We start from the raw sequence: 21,455 nt of genomic DNA, 5'->3' as shown, positions 1-21,455 counted from the left end.
AGCTGCGCATAGTGTAAAGCGGGGAAAGGGCAGGGTAAACAGACTGTTGTTTAACAAATATTACGTCTGAGATTCATTAAATTAGCAAATAAAAAAGGGTGCCGTAGCACCCTTTTAAGCGTTTACGTCTTTTACCAGACGTACGCCAATAGATGATGTGAATCCGGCACCATAAAGTCTACCGACATCATCACGGACAGTGAGGTGATAGCGACAATGGAGAACACGAACAGTTTTCGCGCCCAGACCTTATCGTCTTCCACTTTATATCCGCGCAGCGCCATGCCGAGCCACCAGACGCTGACCGCCGCTGCGACCACCAGATATTTGTATCCGGCATAGCCGCCGAGAGACAGCATCAGGGTCGCTACCGCAAACGCGATGATGTACAGCGTGATGTGATTCTTGGCGACAGAGATGCCTTTCACCACTGGCAGAACCGGAATGTTCGCCGCCTGATAATCCTTAAAGCGGAAAATCGCGATGGCGTAGGAGTGAGGCATCTGCCACAGGCTGAAGATAGCCAGCAGAATCAGCGCGCCGCTGTCGAAATCGCCGGTGACGGCGCAGTAGCCGATAACCGGCGGCGCGGCGCCGGACAGGGAGCCAATCAGCGTGCCGTAAACGGAATGGCGCTTCATGTACAGGCTATACACGCCCACGTACACCACGAAGCCCATCACGCCCAGCCAGCACGCCAACGGGTTGGCGCCGAACCACAGCAGCATGAAGCCAGCAATACCCAGCAAGGTGGCATACACCAGCGAAACCTGTGGAGAAATCAGGCCTTTTACCAGCACCCGATTTTTGGTCCGCTCCATCTTCCTGTCGATATCCCTGTCGATATAGTTGTTGAATACACAACCAGAGGCGACAACCAGCGAGACACCGACCAGCGTATAGACGAACAGCGGGTAATCGATGCGGCCTTTTGAGGCCAGCAGGAAACCGCCGATCACGGAGATCAGGTTACCGAAGATGATGCCTGGTTTTGTTACTTGCAGGTATTGCTTAAACATACTCGCCGCTCTTATCGAACCATCATGTTGTAGTTAAGGTTCCACATGATCCAGATGGAACCGATGACCACAATCGCGATGATCAGTGCAGTAAAGACGAAAGCCGTCAGGTTCCAGCCCTCGTCAGACTTGGTGTTCATGTGCAGGAAGCACACCAGATGCACCAGAATCTGTACTACTGCGCTCACCAGGACGGTGCCCAGCAGGGCAACGTGGGACGCAGAGCCGTTCATCACCATCCAGAACGGGATAAGCGTCAGGATGATCGACAGGATAAAACCTGTCATGTAGGTTTTTACGCTACCGTGGGAAGCGCCGTGATCGGTTGAATGACTCATTACATCGCCCCCATCAGATAAACTACAGAGAACACACAGATCCATACCACATCCAGGAAGTGCCAGAACAGGCTCAGGCACATGATGCGGGTACGGTTAGTGCTGGTCAGACCGCGACGCGCTATCTGGAACATCAGGACAGCCATCCAGATAAGACCCGAGGTCACGTGCAGACCGTGGGTGCCTACCAGCGCAAAGAACGCGGACAGGAAACCGCTGCGATCCGGGCCCATACCTTCAACAATCAGGTGATGGAATTCATAGATTTCCATCCCGATAAACCCTGCGCCGAACAGCCAGGTCAGGGCGAGCCAGGAGATAACCTGGCCCTTGTTGTTCTTATACATGGCGATAGCCGCCAGGCCATAAGTGATGGAGCTGAATAACAGCAGCGCGGTTTCGACCAGAACGAACGGCAGCTCAAAAATGTCCTTACCTGACGGGCCGCCCGCCGTGTTGTTGACCAACACGGCATAGGTGGCGAACAGGATAGAGAACAGAATGCAGTCGCTCATCAGGTAGATCCAGAAACCAAAGACTTTGGTCGATCCTGAATCATGGTGCCCATGTTCGTGCGCGTGGGCGTTCGCAGTTGTCAGAGTATCAGTTGCCATTTTTCAGCCCTGCCTTAGAAATCTCATCGAAATGCTGGTTTTCCAGTTTTTCGACTTCTGCAACCGGTACGTAGTAATCCACGTCCTCGTCAAAGCTCTTCACAATCCAGCTGATCACGATGCCGGCAAAGCCAACAATCGCCAGCCACCAGATGTGCCAGATCATGGCGAAACCGAATACCGTTGCGAAGGCGGCAATCACGATGCCAGCGCCGCTGTTTCTCGGCATATGAATTTCTTCATAGTGCGCAGGCTGCTTGTACGCTTCGCCTTTCTCTTTCAGTTCCCAGAATGCATCGCGTTCATGAACGTGAGGCACGTGAGCAAAGTTATAGAACGGCGGCGGAGAAGAGGTTGCCCACTCCAGCGTACGGCCACCCCACGGGTCACCGGTCAGATCACGGTTCTGCTCGCGGTCGCGAATAGAGACGTAGTACTGAATCAGCTGGCACAGGATACCGCAGGCAATCAGTGCCGCGCCGCAGGCCGCAATCACCAGCATCGGGTGGAATTGCGGGTCGATGTCCTGGCTCAGACGACGGGTCATCCCCATGAAGCCCAGCACGTACAGCGGCATAAAGGCAACGAAGAAGCCGATAATCCAGAACCAGAAAGCGCGTTTGCCCCATTTCTCGTTCAGGGTGAAACCGAACGCTTTTGGCCACCAGTAGGTCACACCTGCAAAGCTGCCGAAGACCACACCACCGATGATAACGTTATGGAAGTGCGCAATCAGGAACAGACTGTTGTGCAGAACAAAGTCAGCGCCCGGTACTGCCAGCAGTACGCCGGTCATCCCGCCCACGGAGAAGGTCACGATGAAGCCGATAGTCCACAGCATTGCAGAGTGGAATACGATACGGCCCTGGTACATGGTGAACAGCCAGTTGAAAATCTTCACCCCGGTCGGGATGGCGATAATCATGGTGGCGATACCGAAGAAGGCGTTAACGTTCGCGCCTGCGCCCATGGTGAAGAAGTGGTGCAGCCAAACGATGAACGACAGAACGGTAATACACACGGTTGCCCACACCAGCGAGGTGTAGCCAAACAGGCGTTTACGCGAGAAGGTCGCCGCAACTTCAGAGAACACGCCGAATACTGGCAGCACCAGAATGTACACTTCCGGATGGCCCCAGGCCCAAATCAGGTTGATGTACATCATCATGTTGCCGCCCATTTCGTTAGTGAAGAAATGGGTACCGACATAGCGGTCGAGGGTCAACAGCGCGATGGTAACGGTCAGAATCGGGAATGACGCAATAATCAGGATGTTGGCGCACAGCGATGCCCAGGTAAATACCGGCATCTTGAACATGGTCATGCCCGGCGCGCGCATCTTGAGGATGGTCACGAAGAAGTTGATACCGGTCAGCGTAGTACCGATACCGGAGAGCTGTAGCGCCCAAATCCAGTAATCAACCCCGACGCCTGGACTATACTCAATGCCCGACAGCGGCGGGTAGGCCAGCCAGCCGGTCTGAGCGAATTCGCCCACGCCCAGCGACAGGTTGACCAGAATCACGCCGACAACGGTGAACCAGAAGCTCAGGTTGTTGAGGAACGGGAAGGCCACGTCGCGAGCGCCGATTTGCAGCGGAACCACAACGTTCATCAGACCGATAACCAGCGGCATCGCCACGAAGAAGATCATAATCACGCCGTGGGCGGTGAAGATCTGATCGTAGTGGTGCGGCGGCAGGAAGCCTGCTTCACCCGCAGAGGCGAGGACCTGCTGGCTACGCATCATGATGGCGTCAGCAAAGCCGCGAATCAGCATCACGATACCGACGATGCAGTACATGATGCCGAGCTTTTTGTGGTCAACCGAGGTCAACCACTCTTTCCACAGGTAGGTCCACTTACCGAAGTAAGTGATTAAGGCCAGTAACGCCGCCCCACCAATGATAATTGCAGCCACCGTAACCATGATAATGGGTTCATGGTAGGGCACTGACTCCAGTGTTAATTTTCCGAACATCGTTTTCTTCCTCGGCCCCTTAGTGAGCGGTTTCCGCGTGATTCATGTTCATGTCGGCCATGTCGCCATGAGAATCATGCTGAGAATCAGCCTGACCCATGTCCATGCCTTCCATACCGTCCTGTGACGGATGTTCACCGTTCGGCTGGCCCATGTTCATGTGCCCGTGACCCATAAATTTGTTGATAACATCAACAAACAGGTTTGGCTTCACGCTGGAGAAGTACTCCACCTTGTTGTTTTCGCTCGGCGCAGCCAGCTTATCGTAGGCAGCCATGTCGTTCATGGTGTCTGCGGAAGCTTTCACTTTAGCGACCCACTGGTCGAAAGCGGTGCGGTCCGGCGTGGCAAAGGCTTTGAACTTCATTCCGGAGAAGCCCTGGCCGCTGTAGCTGGCGGAGATACCGTCGTAGGTGCCTGCTTCATTCGCGATCAGGTGCAGGTTAGTCTGCATGCCTGCCATCGCGTAGATCTGGCTACCCAGGCGCGGGATAAAGAACGAGTTCATCACGGAATTGGAGGTGACTTTGAACTGAACCGGAACGTTCGCCGGGAAGGCGATTTCGTTAACGGTAGCAATGCCCTGCTCCGGATAGATGAAGAACCATTTCCAGTCCATGGAAACCACTTCGATGATGACCGGTTTCTCGTCATGCACCAGCGGTTTGCTTGGCTCAAGCGCGTGCGTGGTTTTCCATGTCAAAACGGCAAGGAACAGGATGATAAGGATAGGTATCGTCCAGACCACAGCTTCCACTTTATTGGAGTGTGACCAGTTCGGGGTATACTTCGCATCATTGTTGCTCGCACGGTATTTCCAGGCGAAACCAACAGCCATCAAGACGGCGGGAATAACGACAATCAACATCAGGCCAAAGGCCGTCAGTATCAGTGAACGTTGTTCCAGTCCAATCTGTCCTTTAGGGTCAAGTAGCGCAGAATCACAGCCACTGAGTAAAACAGCGCCAGCGATTAATGACAACCATCCCAAACTTTTATTGTATTTCCTGAGTCTCATGTAACGACCTCAATTCCACAGGATCTGGTGGCGTTTAAAGTGTGGGGGCATTTTACGGGAAGGTTACATTACTGTAAACATGATTGGAGTTGTGTCAGCTTCATGTTACTGGGTTCTGCCGGGCGTGTCACAGATGTTGCCAATTATGCCTAAAATCCAGGCAGATAGCGCATTGCCGCGGTGTTATAACAAAATGGAGACGAAAAAAATTAACCAAATGGCAATTGGTATAACCAATACCAAAAACACACAATTAGTTAACAATTCGCTATCAATATAGCGACATTAAGAAAACGAAATATTAAATATAAATAGGCTGAATCGGTTAATGAAATAACGGCGAGGTTTAAAGATGCCAAAAATTTCCAAAATTTAAAAACGCACAAAATAACAAGTGAGAAAAATAAATTGGCTGTTGACCGTTATAATTACTTCGTGTGATTACAACGGCCAATTATTGCAGGATCACGCCAGGCGGGTTCTCCGCAGCGCCAGCGCATCAAGGACGCACCCCAGCAGGATGCCGCCCACGGCAATCAGGACGCCAGTCTCAAGCAGACCCGACAGGAATGAAAACGAGGTGTAATCCAGGGCATTCATGACCAGCAGCAGCAGCCAGACAGACAGCACCAGGCAGCCCAGCATCACAATATACAGCGCCGCCTGATAGGCGTTTCGATATTCCGTGCGCGGTACAAAGCGTTCGTGCCGCCAGGTATCTTCCAGCGTTTGTCGGCACAGCAACAGCAGCATTATTCCCGGTACTGCGGCGATCACCGAGAAAAGATAAAAGGTGGGCCAGCCGTGCGCTTCAACAAACCAGCCGGCGATAGGGCCGACATACACGCGCCCGACGGCGGACAGCGCCGACAGCAGTGCAAACTGGGTGGCTGAAAATGATTTGTTGCACAGCGTCATTAACAGGGCGACGAACGCCGAGGTGCCCATACCGCCGCACAGGTTTTCAAAGAACACGGCGGCGCCCATGGTGACAATATGTTTGTCGGTCATTGACAACAGCCAGTACCCGGCATTCGAGGCTCCCTGCAGAATGCCGAAAATCAGTAGCGCGCGGAACAGCGACAGGCGTTGCATCAGCACGCCGCCGTAGAGCGCGCCGACAATCGTGGCAAACAGACCGAGCGTTTTATTCACCACGCCGACTTCGCCCGCATCAAAACCGACGCCGCGAATCAGGAAAGTGGTGGTCAGACTCATGGCGAAGGCGTCGCCTAACTTATAAAGGACGATCAGCAGCAGGATAAGCCAGGCGTTGTTGCGCCCGAAAAAGTCGCGCAGCGGTTCGGCGACGGCCTGCTCCAGCGTCTTCGGCGCCGGGATAACATCGCTGGGTTCCGGCGCCAGCAGCGTGGCGATAATACAGGGGACGAGCAGAGCGGCCATCAGCCAGTACATTGCCTGCCAGCCCAGCCATTGATCCGCCAGCCACAGCGCCAGACCGCCGGAAACCAGCATCGCCAGGCGATAGCCCAGCACGCTAATGGCCGCGCCCGCGCCGCGCTCTTCTGCGGGTAGAATGTCCGTTTTCCACGCGTCAAAGACGATGTCCTGCGAGGCGGAGCAAAAGGCGATCACTACCGCGAGGGCCGCCATCCAGCGCAGCTGCGTCGAGGGTTCCAGGAACCCCATGGCGGCAATGGCCAGCAGCAGCAGCACCTGGGTCGTCAACAGCCAGCCGCGCCTGCGCCCGAGAAATGGCGGGGTATAACGGTCCATGACCGGCGACCAGAGGAATTTAAAGACGTAAGCCTGGCCGACGAGAGAGAAGAAGCCGATGGTTTTGAGATCGACGTTTTCGACCGTCATCCACGCTTGCAGCGTGCCGGAGGTGAGCGCCAGCGGCAGGCCGGAGGCGAAGCCAAGGATCAGTAAAATGGCCGATCGCGGCTGTTGGAAAATACGTAAATAATGACTGGACATGGGCCTGGGCGACTGACCCGGCATGGCGCCGGGTCAGCGACGCATTAACGCGCGTTTTGCTTGATGAAATCGTGAATGCTGGTGTCCTGCGCCATATCGGCGATGGTGTCAGTCAGCACGCTGTTAACCGCATCCGCAATATTTTTGTTGGAGGCCTGGAACGCGCCTTCCACGTTGTAGCTTGAGCGGTAGTTTTTGGTCATCTTATTGCCGTTCTTCGCGGTGGCGATGATGGCGATATCCGCTTTGGTCGCGATGTTGTAACGCACGTTACCCTGAGAAACATCGGCATAAAGCTGATTTACGATGATCTGCAGATCAACCGCACCGCTTGGCCCAACCATATAGCCGCGCGCGGTCATTTGTTTTTCCAGTACTTCCTGCAGCAGGAAACGCAGGTCGCGGGAGGCGGTCAGCGTCACCAGTTGGTTGTCGCGGGTGACTTTAGCCAGCGCCTGATCCGGACGCTGATCGGCGCCATTGATGCTCACCGTGACGCCCATCAGGCTCGGGTCCTGCTGCGGCAGGGTAATTTTCGGCGAAACGTCAATGGTGGTTGGCGGCGTGGCGCAACCTGCCAGCACAAACAGCGCGACCAACGGGAAGAGGATTTTTTTTAACATGTTAAGGTTCTCAACGTACTGTTGTTCATCGGGCGAAAAAAATTCTCGCCATCATAACATCGCCAACGATGAGGGGAAGTGGGCAACACAGGTAATTTCGCCGTACTGTACGTTTTCTGAGCCTACCAGTGATTTAAGATTGATTTTTACGATGAATCTGATGAAAGAGTTCGACATCTTCATACGTTTGACTGAAAAAGGCGGGCGAAAGCTAAATTTTTGTTGTGTTTCTGTAATGGAGTCGGTAAAAGCGGCTAACATTTAAAGGGATGGGCGGCATCTCAGCGTTGTCGGAGGAGTCATTTCATGATGATACGTGAGCAAATCGAAGATAAATTAAGGGCAGCGTTTACTCCCGTGTTCCTTGAGGTGGTAGACGAAAGCTATCGCCATAATGTTCCGGCTGGCTCTGAAAGTCACTTCAAGGTGGTGCTGGTGAGCGATCGTTTCACCGGGGAGCGTTTCCTTAATCGTCACCGGATGATTTACAGTACCTTAACGGCTGAACTCTCAACCACCGTGCACGCTCTGGCGTTGCATACCTACACCATTAAGGAGTGGGCGAACCTGCAGGATACCGTCTTTGCGTCGCCACCGTGCCGTGGTGCGGGGACGATTGCGTAAAATTCGCATTTGCAACTGCCGGAGCTTTTCCAGTATGTTGCGTACAGATTAATGAGAAACGGCCTTCGGGCCGTTTTGTTTTGTCTGAGAAATAGACGTAAATGTGATTTTTTAGACCAAAAATAGCCAGGAAATGTGAAAAAAGCCGCAGCCTGGCGCGACAACCGTTCTCGACTCACCCTGGTGATGCCGCTATAATGCGGCGTCTTAATTTTAGGAACGTCTTCGGGATGATTCTGGCGACAGGGAATGTGATTCTGAATAATAGAGAACATCCCGGTTCTGTTAAGCGCACCATACACGCTTTCAGAGTTGACCGAGCACTGTGATTTTTTTGAGGTAATAAGATGCAAGTTTCAGTTGAAACCACTCAGGGCCTTGGCCGCCGTGTAACGATTACTATCGCTGCTGACAGCATCGAGACCGCTGTGAAAAGCGAGCTGGTCAACGTAGCGAAAAAAGTTCGCATTGACGGTTTCCGTAAGGGCAAAGTACCGATGAACGTCGTTGCTCAGCGTTATGGCGCTTCCGTACGCCAGGACGTGCTGGGCGACCTGATGAGCCGCAACTTCATTGACGCGATCATCAAAGAAAAAATCAATCCGGCTGGCGCACCGAACTACGTGCCGGGCGAATACAAACTGGGCGAAGACTTCACCTACGCGGTTGAGTTTGAAGTGTACCCGGAAGTTGCGCTGAAAGATCTGAATACCATCGAAGTTGAAAAACCGGTTGTTGAAGTGACCGAAGCCGACGTTGACGGCATGCTGGACACTCTGCGTAAGCAGCAGGCGACCTGGAAAGACAAAGATGGCGCTGTAGACGCTGAAGACCGCGTTACTGTTGACTTCACCGGTTCTGTTGACGGCGAAGAGTTCGAAGGCGGCAAAGCCACCGATTTCGTTCTGGCCATGGGCCAGGGTCGTATGATCCCGGGCTTTGAAGACGGCGTCAAAGGCCACAAAGCGGGCGAAGAGTTCACCATCGACGTGACCTTCCCAGAAGAGTACCACGCTGAAAACCTGAAAGGTAAAGCGGCGAAATTCGTCATTAACCTGAAGAAAGTTGAAGAGCGTGAGCTGCCGGAACTGACTGCAGAATTCATCAAACGTTTCGGCGTTGAAGACGGTTCTGTAGACGGTCTGCGCGCTGAAGTGCGTAAAAACATGGAGCGCGAGCTGAAAGGCGCCGTGCGTAACCGCATCAAGTCTCAGGCGATTGAAGGTCTGGTGAAAGCGAACGACATCGACGTTCCTGCTGCCCTGATCGACGGTGAAATCGACGTTCTGCGCCGTCAGGCTGCACAGCGTTTCGGTGGCAACGAGAAACAGGCTCTGGAACTGCCGCGTGAACTGTTCGAAGAGCAGGCTAAGCGCCGCGTTGTTGTTGGTCTGCTGCTGGGCGAAGTCATTCGTTCCAACGAGCTGAAAGCTGACGAAGAGCGCGTTCAGGGTCTGATCGAAGAGATGGCTTCTGCCTACGAAGATCCGTCAGAAGTTATCGAGTTCTACAGCAAGAACAAAGAGCTGATGGACAACATGCGCAACGTAGCGCTGGAAGAGCAGGCTGTTGAAGCCGTTCTGAACCAGGCTAAAGTGTCTGAAAAAGCCACTACTTTCAACGAACTGATGAACCAGCCGGCGTAATTAACGCCTCTTTGGTACAAAGTTTGAACGAAAAACCCGTTGCCTTCCGGTGACGGGTTTTTTTATTGCAGTGATAGATGCGCATACGTGCTAAAACGGCGTTTCGGTGTTAGCGTAACAGCAAAAGATTGTTATGCTTGAAATAGAGCGTTGTGAACCCCATTAGTGGGTAAGTAGTATGAAAGAAACTGGCTGATAATCCGTCCTCAAGGTTACAATCAGCACAGCAGGTATTTTCAATTTTATCCAGGAGACGGACATGTCATACAGTGGCGAACGAGATAACTTTGCACCCCATATGGCCCTGGTGCCGATGGTCATTGAACAGACCTCACGCGGCGAACGTTCATTTGATATTTATTCCCGCCTGCTGAAGGAGCGCGTTATCTTTCTGACCGGCCAGGTGGAAGACCACATGGCGAATCTGATTGTGGCGCAGATGCTGTTCCTGGAAGCGGAAAACCCGGAAAAAGATATCTACCTGTACATTAACTCTCCTGGCGGGGTGATCACCGCAGGGATGTCAATTTATGACACCATGCAGTTCATCAAGCCGGATGTCAGCACTATCTGTATGGGGCAGGCGGCTTCTATGGGCGCTTTCCTGCTGACAGCAGGGGCGAAGGGCAAGCGTTTCTGCCTGCCGAACTCCCGAGTCATGATTCACCAGCCGCTGGGCGGCTATCAGGGCCAGGCGACGGATATTGAGATTCACGCCCGGGAAATCCTGAAGGTTAAAGCGCGCATGAATGAACTTATGGCGCAACACACGGGTCAATCCCTTGCGCAGATCGAAAGCGACACCGAGCGTGACCGCTTCCTCTCTGCCTCGGAAGCGGTTGAGTACGGCCTGGTCGACTCCATTTTGACCCATCGTAAATAATGCCAGATGCCGGTGTGCCGCTATACTGTAGAGGGCGGCATACCGTTGATAGTGGCATTTGCGTCGTCATGTGCGGCACAAAGAACATAAAAGAGGTTTGGACTGATGACAGATAAACGCAAAGATGGTTCAGGCAAACTGTTGTACTGCTCTTTTTGCGGCAAAAGCCAGCATGAAGTGCGGAAACTGATCGCCGGGCCGTCCGTGTATATCTGCGACGAATGCGTTGATTTATGTAACGACATCATTCGCGAAGAGATTAAAGAAGTTGCGCCGCACCGCGAGCGTAGCGCGCTGCCGACGCCGCATGAAATTCGCCATCACCTGGATGACTACGTCATTGGCCAGGAAAAAGCGAAGAAAGTGCTGGCCGTGGCGGTATACAACCACTACAAACGTCTGCGCAATGGCGATACCAGCAACGGCGTAGAGCTGGGCAAAAGCAACATTCTGCTGATTGGCCCGACGGGCTCCGGTAAAACGCTGTTGGCGGAAACGCTCGCTCGTCTGCTGGATGTACCGTTCACCATGGCGGATGCGACGACCCTGACGGAAGCGGGTTACGTCGGCGAAGACGTGGAAAATATCATTCAGAAGCTGCTGCAGAAGTGCGATTACGATGTGCAGAAAGCGCAGCGCGGCATTGTCTACATCGATGAAATCGACAAGATTTCCCGTAAGTCTGACAACCCGTCAATCACCCGCGACGTGTCCGGCGAAGGCGTACAGCAGGCGCTGCTGAAGCTTATCGAAGGCACTATCGCCGCGGTTCCGCCGCAGGGCGGGCGTAAGCATCCTCAGCAGGAGTTCCTGCAGGTTGATACGTCGAAGATCCTGTTTATCTGCGGCGGCGCGTTTGCCGGGCTGGATAAAGTGATCGCCAATCGTGTGGAAACCGGGTCTGGTATCGGTTTTGGCGCGACGGTGAAAGCGAAATCTGAAAAAGCCAACGAAGGCGAGCTGCTGGCGCAGGCGGAGCCGGAAGATCTGATCAAGTTTGGTCTGATCCCAGAGTTCATCGGTCGTCTGCCGGTTGTGGCAACCCTTAACGAGCTGAGCGAAGACGCGCTGATCCAGATCCTTAAAGAGCCGAAAAACGCCCTGACTAAGCAGTATCAGGCGCTGTTCAATCTTGAAGGTGTGGATTTAGAGTTCCGCGATGAAGCGCTGGACGCTATCGCCAGAAAAGCGATGGCGCGCAAAACCGGCGCCCGTGGCCTGCGTTCTATCGTTGAGGCGGCGCTGCTCGACACCATGTACGATCTGCCGTCCATGGAAGATGTCGAAAAAGTGGTGATTGATGAGTCCGTCATTGCCGGGCAATCCAAGCCGCTGCTGATTTACGGCAAGTCCGAAACCCAGCAGGCATCTGGCGAATAATTAACCAGTTGACTCAGTCAGTTAAGCAAAGGGGGGATATTTTATCCCCCCTTTTGTTTTTCCTGTAAACCGGGCGTTGAATGTGTGGGAAACATCCCCATATACTGGATCACATGTTAACGGTCGCGTGAAGCACAGTTGCGCAACCGACTACCTGGCGGACACTAAACTAAGAGAGAGCTCTATGAATCCTGAGCGTTCTGAACGCATTGAAATCCCCGTATTGCCGTTGCGCGATGTGGTGGTTTATCCGCACATGGTCATTCCCTTGTTTGTAGGGCGGGAAAAATCTATCCGTTGTCTGGAAGCGGCCATGGATCATGATAAAAAAATCATGCTGGCTGCTCAAAAGGATGCGTCAACGGATGAGCCGGGTGTAAACGATCTTTTCACCGTCGGGACCGTGGCCTCTATTCTGCAGATGCTGAAGCTGCCTGACGGTACCGTGAAGGTGCTGGTTGAAGGCTTGCAGCGCGCGCGTATTACCACGCTGTCTGACAATGGCGATCACTTCTCGGCGAAAGCGGAGTACCTTGACTCGCCGTCTATGGACGAGCGCGAGCAAGAAGTGCTGGTTCGTACGGCGATAAGCCAGTTCGAAGGCTACATCAAGCTCAACAAGAAAATCCCACCGGAAGTGCTGACGTCGCTGAACAGCATCGACGATCCGGCGCGTCTGGCGGATACCATCGCGGCGCATATGCCGCTGAAGCTGGCGGACAAACAGTCCGTGCTGGAGATGTCCGACGTTAACGAGCGTCTGGAATATCTGATGGCGATGATGGAGTCGGAAATCGATCTGCTGCAGGTTGAGAAGCGTATTCGCAACCGCGTGAAAAAGCAGATGGAAAAATCTCAGCGTGAGTACTATCTGAATGAGCAGATGAAGGCCATTCAGAAAGAGCTGGGCGAAATGGACGACGCGCCGGACGAGAATGAAGCGCTGAAGCGTAAAATCGACGCGGCGAAGATGCCGAAAGAGGCGAAAGAGAAAGCCGAGTCCGAGCTGCAGAAGCTGAAAATGATGTCGCCGATGTCTGCTGAAGCGACCGTGGTGCGCGGCTATATCGAGTGGATGGTGCAGGTGCCGTGGAACGCCCGCAGCAAGGTCAAAAAAGACCTGCGTCAGGCCCAGGAAATTCTCGATACCGACCATTACGGCCTCGAACGCGTCAAAGACCGCATCCTTGAGTATCTCGCGGTGCAGAGCCGTGTGAACAAGATTAAAGGCCCGATTCTGTGCCTGGTGGGACCGCCGGGGGTGGGTAAAACCTCTCTGGGGCAGTCCATCGCCAAAGCCACCGGACGTAAATACATCCGTATGGCGCTGGGCGGCGTGCGTGACGAAGCGGAAATCCGCGGTCACCGTCGTACCTACATCGGCTCGATGCCGGGGAAACTTATCCAGAAAATGGCGAAAGTGGGCGTTAAAAACCCGCTGTTCCTGCTTGATGAGATCGATAAGATGTCGTCCGACATGCGCGGCGATCCGGCTTCTGCGCTGCTGGAAGTGCTGGATCCTGAGCAGAACGTGGCGTTCAGCGATCACTATCTGGAAGTGGACTACGATCTCAGCGACGTGATGTTTGTGGCGACGTCGAACTCCATGAACATTCCGGCGCCGCTGCTGGACCGTATGGAAGTGATTCGTCTGTCCGGTTATACCGAAGACGAGAAGCTGAACATTGCTAAACAGCATCTGCTGCCGAAGCAAGTTGAACGTAACGCGCTGAAAAAAGGCGAGCTGACGGTCGAAGATAGCGCCATTATCGGCATCATTCGCTACTACACCCGTGAAGCGGGCGTGCGTAGCCTTGAGCGTGAAATCTCCAAACTGTGCCGTAAGGCGGTGAAACAGCTGCTGCTGGATAAATCGCTCAAGCACATTGAGATTAACGGCGATAACCTGCACGACTTCCTGGGCGTTCAGCGCTTCGACTATGGCCGTGCTGACAGTGAAAACCGCGTAGGCCAGGTAACGGGTCTGGCGTGGACCGAAGTCGGCGGCGACCTGTTGACGATTGAAACCGCCTGCGTGCCGGGTAAAGGCAAGCTGACCTACACCGGTTCTCTGGGTGAAGTGATGCAGGAGTCTATCCAGGCGGCGCTGACCGTGGTGCGCGCGCGCGCTGAGAAGCTGGGAATTAACCCGGATTTCTATGAAAAACGCGACATTCACGTTCACGTGCCGGAAGGGGCGACGCCGAAAGACGGCCCAAGCGCGGGTACCGCAATGTGTACGGCGCTGGTCTCCTGTCTGACGGGCAACCCGGTTCGCGCCGATGTGGCGATGACCGGTGAAATCACCCTGCGTGGTCAGGTGCTGCCGATCGGCGGTCTGAAGGAAAAACTGCTGGCGGCACACCGCGGCGGTATTAAGACTGTTCTGATTCCTGACGAAAATAAACGCGACCTGGAAGAGATTCCGGATAACGTTATCGCCGACCTGGACATTCACCCGGTGAAACGAATTGAAGAGGTTCTGGCACTTGCGCTGCAGAATGAGCCCTTTGGCATGCAGGTTGTGACCACAAAATAGTGACCTCGCGCAAATAGCGCTAATAAAATCGAGGCTGGTGAGTGAAATCCTACTTGCCAGCCTTTTTTTGTATAGCTAATTTAGATTGCTGGATGGTCTGTCATCAACAACGGGTGTTGTAAGGGCATGACACTCCTGATATAACTGCTGCGCGGTCGCACTGTGAAGGATTCAGGTGCGATATAAATTATAAAGAGAGGAAGAGAACAGTGAATAAATCTCAACTGATTGACAAAATTGCTGCAGGTGCGGACATTTCTAAAGCTGCAGCTGGACGTGCGTTAGATGCTTTGATTGCTTCCGTTACCGAGTCTCTGCAGGCAGGGGATGACGTTGCACTGGTAGGTTTTGGTACTTTTGCTGTTAAAGAGCGTGCTGCCCGTACTGGTCGCAATCCGCAAACAGGTAAAGAGATCACCATCGCTGCCGCTAAAGTGCCGGGTTTCCGTGCAGGTAAAGCTCTGAAAGACGCGGTAAACTGATCGCTTTCCCATGAAGGGAACGTGACAAAGTACAAGGGCGCATCAATTGATGTGCCTTTTTTGTTTATCCAGCCTTACTTTCTGCGACTTTAGGCGAGTTGCGGGCTGACAATCACCCCGTTTTCTTGTCAAAATACGCCCTCACGTACAGCGGCCTCTCATGCTATGCTGTGCGAGGTATACAGTCACCTACAGCGGAGCGTTGTTACACCATGATGGACTCCTTACGTACGGCAGCCAATAGCGTCGTGCTCAAGATTATTTTCGGTATCATTATCGTGTCGTTCATTTTGACCGGCGTGAGCAGCTACCTGATTGGCGGTAACAATACATACGCCGCGAAAGTGAATGGCCAGGAGATTGGTCGTTCGCAGTTTGAAAATGCGGTTGCCAGCGAGCGTAACCGTATGCAGCAGCAACTTGGCGACCGCTTCTCTGAACTTGCCGCTAACGAAAATTACATGAAAACGCTGCGTCAGCAGGTGCTGAACCGCCTCATCGACGAAGCGTTGCTCGACCAGTATGCGAAACACCTCGGTCTCGCCATCAGCGACCAGCAGGTGAAGCAGGCGATTTTCGAGACCCCGGCATTCCAGTCTAACGGTAAATTTGATAACGACCGTTTTAACGGCATCGTGAACCAGATGGGGATGTCGGCCGATCAGTACGCGCAGGCGCTGCGCAACCAGTTGGAAACCCAGCAGCTGATCAACGCTATCGTCGGCACCGATTTCATGCTGCCGGGAGAAACCGAGCAACTGGCGGCGCTGGTTTCCCAGCAGCGCGTGGTACGCGAAGCGACAATTAACGTTGACGCGCTGGCGGCGAAGCAGCAGGTCAGCGACCAGGAAATCAACAGCTACTACGAGCAGCACAAACACGAATTCGTGTCGCCGGAGCAGTTCCGCGTGAGCTACATCAAGCTTGATGCCGCCGCCATGCAGGAAACCGCGTCCGACAGCGATATCCAGTCTTACTACGATCAGCATCAGGATCAGTTCACGCAGCCGGAACGCGTACGCTACAGCGTGATTCAGACCAAAACGGAAGCCGACGCGAAAGCGGTGCTGGACGCGCTGAACAAAGGCGCTGATTTCGCCGCGCTGGCAAAAGAGAAATCCGCAGACATCATCTCCGCGAAAAACGGCGGAGATATGGGCTGGCTGGAAGCGTCCACCACACCGGATGAGCTGAAAAATGCGGGCCTGAAAGAGAAAGGGCAACTGTCTGGCGCGATTACGTCCTCCGTTGGTTTCCTGGTTGCTCGTCTTGACGACGTCCAGCCAGCAAAAGAGAAGCCGCTGGCCGAAGTGCGTGACGATATCGCCGCGAAAGTGAAGCAGGAAAAAGCGTTAGACGCTTACTACGCCCTGCAGCAGAAAGTGAGCGATGCCGCCAGCAACGATAACGAATCCCTGGCGGGCGCAGAGCAGGTTGCCGGGATGAAGGCGGTAGAAACCGGCTGGTTCGGTCGTGATAGCCTGCCTGCCGAGCTGAACTTCAAGCCAGTGGCGGACGCTATCTTCAACGGCGGCCTGGTGGGGCAGAACGGGACGCCTGGCAGCAACTCCGATATCATCACCGTCGATGGCGATCGCGCGTTTGTGCTGCGCATCAGCGAGCATAAAGCGGATGCGGTGAAGCCACTGGCGGACGTGAAGGCGCAGGTGACCGATATTGTTAAGCGCACCAAAGCGGAACAGCAGGCAAAACTGGATGCTGAGAAGCTGCTGGCTGAGCTGAACGCCGGTAAAGGCGATGAGGCGATGAAAGCGGCTGGCCTGAGCTTCGGCCCGGCGACCACCCTGAGCCGTACCGGTCAGGATCCGCTGAGCCAGACGGCATTCTCTCTGCCGCTGCCGCAGAAAGATAAGCCGGTATACGGCGTGGGTAGCGATATGCAGGGCAACGTGGTGCTGGTCTCGCTGGATGACGTGAAAGACGGCACCATGCCGGAAGCGCAGAAGAAGGCCATGGTCGCAGGCATCACGCAGAATAACGCGCAGGTAGCCTTCGAAGCTATGATGTCGAATCTGCGTACAGAGGCGAAAATCAAGCTGGGCGATATCGTCACGCAGCAGCAGTAATCTCGCGTTCGCTCGCAGAATGTCGTAATCGACTGCAACAGACAAAGGCCGCTTTCGCGGCCTTTTCCATTTTTAGCATTTGCCTTTTGTACGGGTTTCTCGCGCCGGGTATCGTGGCCTCGCTGTCAACAAACAAGGAGAAACAGCATGAAACCTGGAATCAATGCCCTTATTTTCGCCACTGCCTTCCTGTGTGCCGGTGTCAGCCATACCGCGTTTGCCGCCGCCGCGGAGGCCAAAACGCAGGTCGGCCAGCGGGCGGCGCAAACACCACCGCCCGCAGCGGCAAAAACCGCCACCCCGGCAGCAGATGCGCCGACGGCGGAAACAGGTAAAGTCAGTATCAACAGCGCCAGCGCGGAGGAACTCGCTCACGCCATGAACGGCGTCGGGCTGAAAAAAGCGCAGGCTATCGTCAGCTATCGGGAAGAGTACGGTCCGTTTAAAACGCTGGACGACCTGCGGCAGGTTCCGGGGTTAGGCAGCGCGCTGGTGGAGCGAAATCTTGCGCATCTGATGCTCTGATGGCGTTTTGAGTTTGCACAGTCGCAAAAATTTGCCAGACTAGAGAGGTCGTACCAGTGGTGCGGCCTCTGATCCTATAACAACAAATCACGTAGGCGAGTGCGCTATGCAAACACAAATCAAAGTTCGTGGGTATCACCTGGATGTCTATCAGCACGTGAATAATGCCCGCTATCTCGAGTTTCTCGAAGAGGCGCGCTGGGACGGGCTGGAGAATCATTCCGCTTTCCAGTGGATGACGGCGAACAACATCGCTTTTGTCGTCGTGAATATCAATATTAACTATCGCCGCCCGGCGGTACTGGGCGATGTGCTTACTGTCAGCAGCAAAGTGCAGCGACTGAACGGCAAAAGCGGCATATTAAGCCAGGTGGTGACGCTTGAGCCCGACGGCGAGATGGTGGCGGATGCGCTCATTACCTTCGTGTGCATCGACCTGAAAACGCAAAAAGCGCTGCCGCTGGAGGGCGAACTGCGGGCCCATCTGGAACAGATGGTGGCATAAGGACAACGGTCCCCGAAGGCGAATGGCTCGGGGACCCACGCGTTTACTTCAACCCGGTTTTGGCTTTCATCGCCGCCATCACCGCAGGTTTGTTGGCAAGGTACTGGTTAAGGCCGTTGCTGCGCAGGTTACAGGCGGCGCATTGCCCACAGCCATCGCCTTTGACGCCGTTATAGCAGGTCAGCGTTTCGTTGCGTACCAGGTCCAGCTTGCCCCAGTAGTCCGCCAGCGCCCATGTCTGGGCCTTATCCAGCCACATCAGCGGCGTTTCGAAGCGGATCTCTTTTGCCATGCCGAGATTTACTGCGTGATTCAGCGCTTTCACGAATTCGTCGCGGCAGTCCGGGTAGCCGGAGAAATCGGTTTCGCAGACCCCGGTAATAACCGCTTCCGCTTTGACCTGATATGCATAGATGGCGGTCAGCGTGAGGAACAGAATATTGCGCCCCGGCACGAAAGTGTTCGGAATACCGTCGGCATCCGGTTTGTAGTCCGGCACCGGAATACTGTCGCGCGTCAGGCTGCTGACGGCCAGTTCGTTGAGCAGCGTTACATCCAACACCTTATGGGCGCGGGCGCCGAGTTGCAGGGCGAGCGTGCGGGCGACGTCGATTTCCGCGCGGTGGCGCTGCCCGTAGTCAAACGTCACGCAGTGTACTTCATCATACTGCTGCAAAGCCTGCACCAGGCAGGTGGTGGAGTCTTGTCCTCCGCTAAAAACCACAACAGCGCGTTTCATGGCAAATCCTGTTCATTATTTGAAAGCGTTATGGTAGCGCCTTCATTCACTGCCGACCAGCTTCACGACGACGAGGCCGGTAGCCACGCTTCGGCGAAATCGAACCATCCCCGGGCGTTCAGACGGATGCCGTTGACGCCCGGCGGCGCGCTGATTTGATACTGGTAGTTAAAGAGCGGCGTCAGGGTCGCCGTGCGCATCAGTTGCTCGAAGACATTCTGCAGGGCGGCGTTGCGGGAGGGGGCGTCCTGCTGGCGCTGCACAGCATCCAGCGTGGCCTGTAGATGCGCGTATTGCGCGTGGCTCAGCAGGTGCGGCCACAGCGGATCGCAACGCAACCATTGTTCAAGGGTATACTCCGGCGCTTCGCCAATCAGGCGATCGCCCATCATCAGGTCCGCACTGGCAAGCTGCGGGCAGCCGTCCCAGATTTTCGCGTCGTGAAATATCACCGTCAGCTCGCACCCGTGGGCCGCCAGCGCCAGCCTGAGTTGCTCAGCCATCGTATGCAGCTCAACGGGCAGGTGATACAGCAGCGTCAAGCGAGGGGGAAAGGCCACGTCGTCGCAGGGAGGCGGCTGCGGAATCTGCCATCCTGGCAGCAGTTCGCGGGTCGGGGTGATCAGGTTTTCATCCAGCGGCAGCGTCTGCAGCAGCGAGGTGCTGTGAATCAGCGAGACCAGTTTCTGCGCCTGGGCGGCGTTCAGCCGCTCGCTCTTGCGCAGAGTGAGATAGCAAAACCCCAGGCTGATGCTGTTGCTGACCAGCTGAAGTTTGCGCAGTTCGTCCGGTTCGCCGATCGCAATCTGAACCGGATGGCGGCAGCTGGTGCCGAGATTCTGCTCAAACAGCTGCGGCGTAATCCAGTATTCAATCGCCTGCAACAGCGGATGGCTCAGGTGGTAGCGATGATGGCTTTCAAGACGCACCAGTTCCGGCTCAAAGAGCTTGAGACGAAACGGCCCGGTACCGCATGAGGGGTGTTCAGGGTGCGCCAGCACGCTGCAGTAGCTTGCCAGCCGATGCGCCAGCCAGAAATCCGGGTGGTGCAGGGTGAAGGTCAGACACTGCGCGTGGGTCACGTCAATCTGCTTTACGCTGGCGAACAGCTTTTGCAGGGCGGGCTGTACCAGCAGCATCGCCAGGCGCTGGCGCAGTTGTTCGGTTGTGACCGGGTCGCCGTTATGCCAGTGCAGCGTCGAACGAATATAAAAATGCCAGCGCAGCCCGTCGTCGGACACCTCCCAGTGGTGCGCCAAATCGCCGACCGGCCCGACATTTTTCGGGTCGAATCGCGTCAGGCCGGAGAAGATTTGCCCGGCGAGATGCTGCTCGGCCCGGCCAGGCAGAAACCCCGGGTGCAAAGGCTCCAGGGGGCGATAATAGGGAATGCGCAGCGTTGGCGTGTTGTTTTGCCACTGTCCGCCGAGAAACGGATGCAGCAGCGCCCGTAGCTCGACGGGGGCAAGCTGGGCGAGTTCGATAGCGCTCTGCTGCTGACCGTGCTGCAGGGCGTGCTCCATCATCTCATTGCGCAGCGATTCCGGGCTGGCGTGAAAGGTCAGCGTGCCGCGTTTGCCGCGCCCCGACTTCGCCTGCCAGCGCAGCCAGCCTGCCTCTTCGGCCTGGCGCAGCAGGGTGCGCACATGGCGCTCGCTGCAAAAGCAGCGGGCGGCGAGCTCGGCGATGGTCGCCTGCTGCGGCGCGCCCGAGGAGGGCTGCCAAAGGCGCTGGAATTGGTTTAGGCGGTTGAGCTGACGCATAGGCGAAGATCCTGAGTCCAAAAAACCGGAACAATAAATATCATCTATTCACTATTCCTTCCGTATATCTCAGGCAATAATTTTTCACAAGCATGAGCTATCACACTCTGGGGAAGATAATGGCAAGACTGGCTGCATTTGATATGGACGGCACGCTGTTGATGCCTGACCATCGGCTTGGCGATCGGACGCTGTCGACGCTCAAACGCCTCAATGAGCGTGACATTACGCTGACATTTGCCACCGGGCGGCATGCGCTTGAGATGCGCCACATCATCGGTCACCTTTCCCTCGACGCTTTCCTGATTACCGGCAACGGCACCCGTATCCACTCCCTGGAAGGGGATGTACTGCACCGTCGGGATCTGGACCCGGCGGTGGCGGAGCGGGTGCTGCACAGCTGCTGGGAGACCACGGCCAGCATGCACGTATTTAATGACAGCGGCTGGATAACCGGCAAAGCCATCCCGGAGATGCTGCATGCGCATATCTACAGCGGTTTTCACTATCAGCTGCGTTGCCTGAAGAGCCTGCCGGCCCATGAGGTGACCAAGATCTGCTTCTGTGGCGATCACGACGATCTCTGTCGTTTGCGTATTCAACTGAACGATGCGCTCGGCGAGCGCGCGCATCTGTGTTTCTCTGCGGTCGACTGTCTGGAAGTGCTGCCGAACGGCTGCAATAAAGGCGCGGCGCTGTCGGTATTAAGCGAACATCTCGGCGTGGGAATGGCGGACTGCATCGCCTT

At 55.0% G+C, this 21,455-nt stretch carries 19 protein-coding genes; 10 read left to right on the top strand and 9 right to left on the bottom strand.

The window, feature by feature from the left end:
- Window positions 1–131: 131 nt before the first annotated feature.
- The 7 genes from cyoE to JO226_RS02175 all read right to left on the bottom strand — a co-directional run bounded on the left by cyoE (window position 132) and on the right by JO226_RS02175 (window position 7,534).
- Window positions 132–1,019: a heme o synthase gene (cyoE, locus tag JO226_RS02205; protein WP_293489670.1), complete on the bottom strand. Its 888-nt coding sequence runs from the start codon at window positions 1,017–1,019 to the stop codon at window positions 132–134.
- An 11-nt stretch (window positions 1,020–1,030) separates the two neighbouring features.
- A complete protein-coding gene (locus tag JO226_RS02200; protein ID WP_293489669.1) occupies window positions 1,031–1,357 on the bottom strand; it encodes a cytochrome o ubiquinol oxidase subunit IV in 327 nt (108 codons plus the stop codon).
- Window positions 1,357–1,971, bottom strand: coding sequence for a cytochrome o ubiquinol oxidase subunit III (locus tag JO226_RS02195; protein ID WP_293489667.1), 615 nt, complete (start codon window positions 1,969–1,971; stop codon window positions 1,357–1,359). Before JO226_RS02195 ends, JO226_RS02200 begins: the two co-directional genes overlap by 1 nt.
- Window positions 1,961–3,952, bottom strand: a complete 1,992-nt coding sequence (gene cyoB / locus JO226_RS02190) for a cytochrome o ubiquinol oxidase subunit I (protein ID WP_293489665.1) — start codon at window positions 3,950–3,952, stop codon at window positions 1,961–1,963. The genes JO226_RS02195 and cyoB overlap by 11 nt, the downstream gene beginning before the upstream one ends.
- A 19-nt stretch (window positions 3,953–3,971) precedes the next feature.
- A complete protein-coding gene (cyoA, locus tag JO226_RS02185; protein WP_293489663.1) occupies window positions 3,972–4,970 on the bottom strand; it encodes a cytochrome o ubiquinol oxidase subunit II in 999 nt (332 codons plus the stop codon).
- 465 nt (window positions 4,971–5,435) lie between these two features.
- Window positions 5,436–6,911, bottom strand: coding sequence for a muropeptide MFS transporter AmpG (gene ampG, locus JO226_RS02180; RefSeq protein ID WP_293489661.1), 1,476 nt, complete (start codon window positions 6,909–6,911; stop codon window positions 5,436–5,438).
- Window positions 6,912–6,955: 44 nt separating this feature from the next.
- Window positions 6,956–7,534 carry a lipoprotein gene (locus JO226_RS02175; RefSeq protein WP_293489659.1) on the bottom strand — a complete coding sequence of 193 codons (579 nt, stop codon included), beginning with the start codon at window positions 7,532–7,534 and terminating at the stop codon, window positions 6,956–6,958.
- 306 nt (window positions 7,535–7,840) lie between these two features.
- Here JO226_RS02175 and bolA point away from each other — a divergent pair, with 306 nt between their 5' ends.
- From bolA to JO226_RS02130, 9 genes are all read left to right on the top strand, one after another.
- Window positions 7,841–8,158, top strand: coding sequence for a transcriptional regulator BolA (bolA, locus tag JO226_RS02170; protein WP_044611996.1), 318 nt, complete (start codon window positions 7,841–7,843; stop codon window positions 8,156–8,158).
- A 347-nt stretch (window positions 8,159–8,505) separates the two neighbouring features.
- Entirely contained in the window at window positions 8,506–9,804 is a 1,299-nt protein-coding gene (gene tig, locus JO226_RS02165) for a trigger factor (protein WP_293489655.1), read from the top strand.
- A 259-nt stretch (window positions 9,805–10,063) separates the two neighbouring features.
- Window positions 10,064–10,687 carry an ATP-dependent Clp endopeptidase proteolytic subunit ClpP gene (gene clpP / locus JO226_RS02160; RefSeq protein ID WP_293489653.1) on the top strand — a complete coding sequence of 208 codons (624 nt, stop codon included), beginning with the start codon at window positions 10,064–10,066 and terminating at the stop codon, window positions 10,685–10,687.
- A 105-nt stretch (window positions 10,688–10,792) separates the two neighbouring features.
- Window positions 10,793–12,067: an ATP-dependent protease ATP-binding subunit ClpX gene (clpX, locus tag JO226_RS02155; RefSeq protein ID WP_013367339.1), complete on the top strand. Its 1,275-nt coding sequence runs from the start codon at window positions 10,793–10,795 to the stop codon at window positions 12,065–12,067.
- 184 nt (window positions 12,068–12,251) lie between these two features.
- Window positions 12,252–14,606 carry an endopeptidase La gene (gene lon / locus JO226_RS02150; protein ID WP_293489650.1) on the top strand — a complete coding sequence of 785 codons (2,355 nt, stop codon included), beginning with the start codon at window positions 12,252–12,254 and terminating at the stop codon, window positions 14,604–14,606.
- A 209-nt stretch (window positions 14,607–14,815) separates the two neighbouring features.
- Window positions 14,816–15,088, top strand: coding sequence for a nucleoid-associated protein HU-beta (hupB, locus tag JO226_RS02145; RefSeq protein WP_002444653.1), 273 nt, complete (start codon window positions 14,816–14,818; stop codon window positions 15,086–15,088).
- A 212-nt stretch (window positions 15,089–15,300) separates the two neighbouring features.
- Window positions 15,301–17,175: a peptidylprolyl isomerase gene (gene ppiD / locus JO226_RS02140; RefSeq protein WP_293482021.1), complete on the top strand. Its 1,875-nt coding sequence runs from the start codon at window positions 15,301–15,303 to the stop codon at window positions 17,173–17,175.
- Window positions 17,176–17,322: 147 nt separating this feature from the next.
- A complete protein-coding gene (locus JO226_RS02135; RefSeq protein ID WP_293482019.1) occupies window positions 17,323–17,700 on the top strand; it encodes a helix-hairpin-helix domain-containing protein in 378 nt (125 codons plus the stop codon).
- Window positions 17,701–17,806: 106 nt separating this feature from the next.
- Window positions 17,807–18,205: a YbgC/FadM family acyl-CoA thioesterase gene (locus JO226_RS02130; RefSeq protein WP_293482017.1), complete on the top strand. Its 399-nt coding sequence runs from the start codon at window positions 17,807–17,809 to the stop codon at window positions 18,203–18,205.
- A gap of 43 nt (window positions 18,206–18,248) precedes the next feature.
- Here JO226_RS02130 and queC read toward each other — a convergent pair whose 3' ends face one another.
- Both queC and JO226_RS02120 read right to left on the bottom strand, forming a co-directional pair.
- A complete protein-coding gene (gene queC / locus JO226_RS02125) occupies window positions 18,249–18,944 on the bottom strand; it encodes a 7-cyano-7-deazaguanine synthase QueC (protein WP_293482015.1) in 696 nt (231 codons plus the stop codon).
- A gap of 62 nt (window positions 18,945–19,006) precedes the next feature.
- A complete protein-coding gene (locus tag JO226_RS02120) occupies window positions 19,007–20,707 on the bottom strand; it encodes an SgrR family transcriptional regulator (RefSeq protein ID WP_293482013.1) in 1,701 nt (566 codons plus the stop codon).
- Between the two features lie 119 nt (window positions 20,708–20,826).
- On the opposite strand from JO226_RS02120, the gene cof reads away from it, so the two are divergent.
- On the top strand, window positions 20,827–21,455 hold a 629-nt coding region (cof, locus tag JO226_RS02115), incomplete at its 3' end, for an HMP-PP phosphatase (RefSeq protein WP_293482011.1).

Source organism: Pluralibacter sp. (genome assembly GCF_019237635.1).
In the GTDB taxonomy this organism is placed as follows: Bacteria; Pseudomonadota; Gammaproteobacteria; order Enterobacterales; family Enterobacteriaceae; genus Enterobacter_B.
This window is presented reverse-complemented; position numbering and strand designations above follow the sequence as displayed.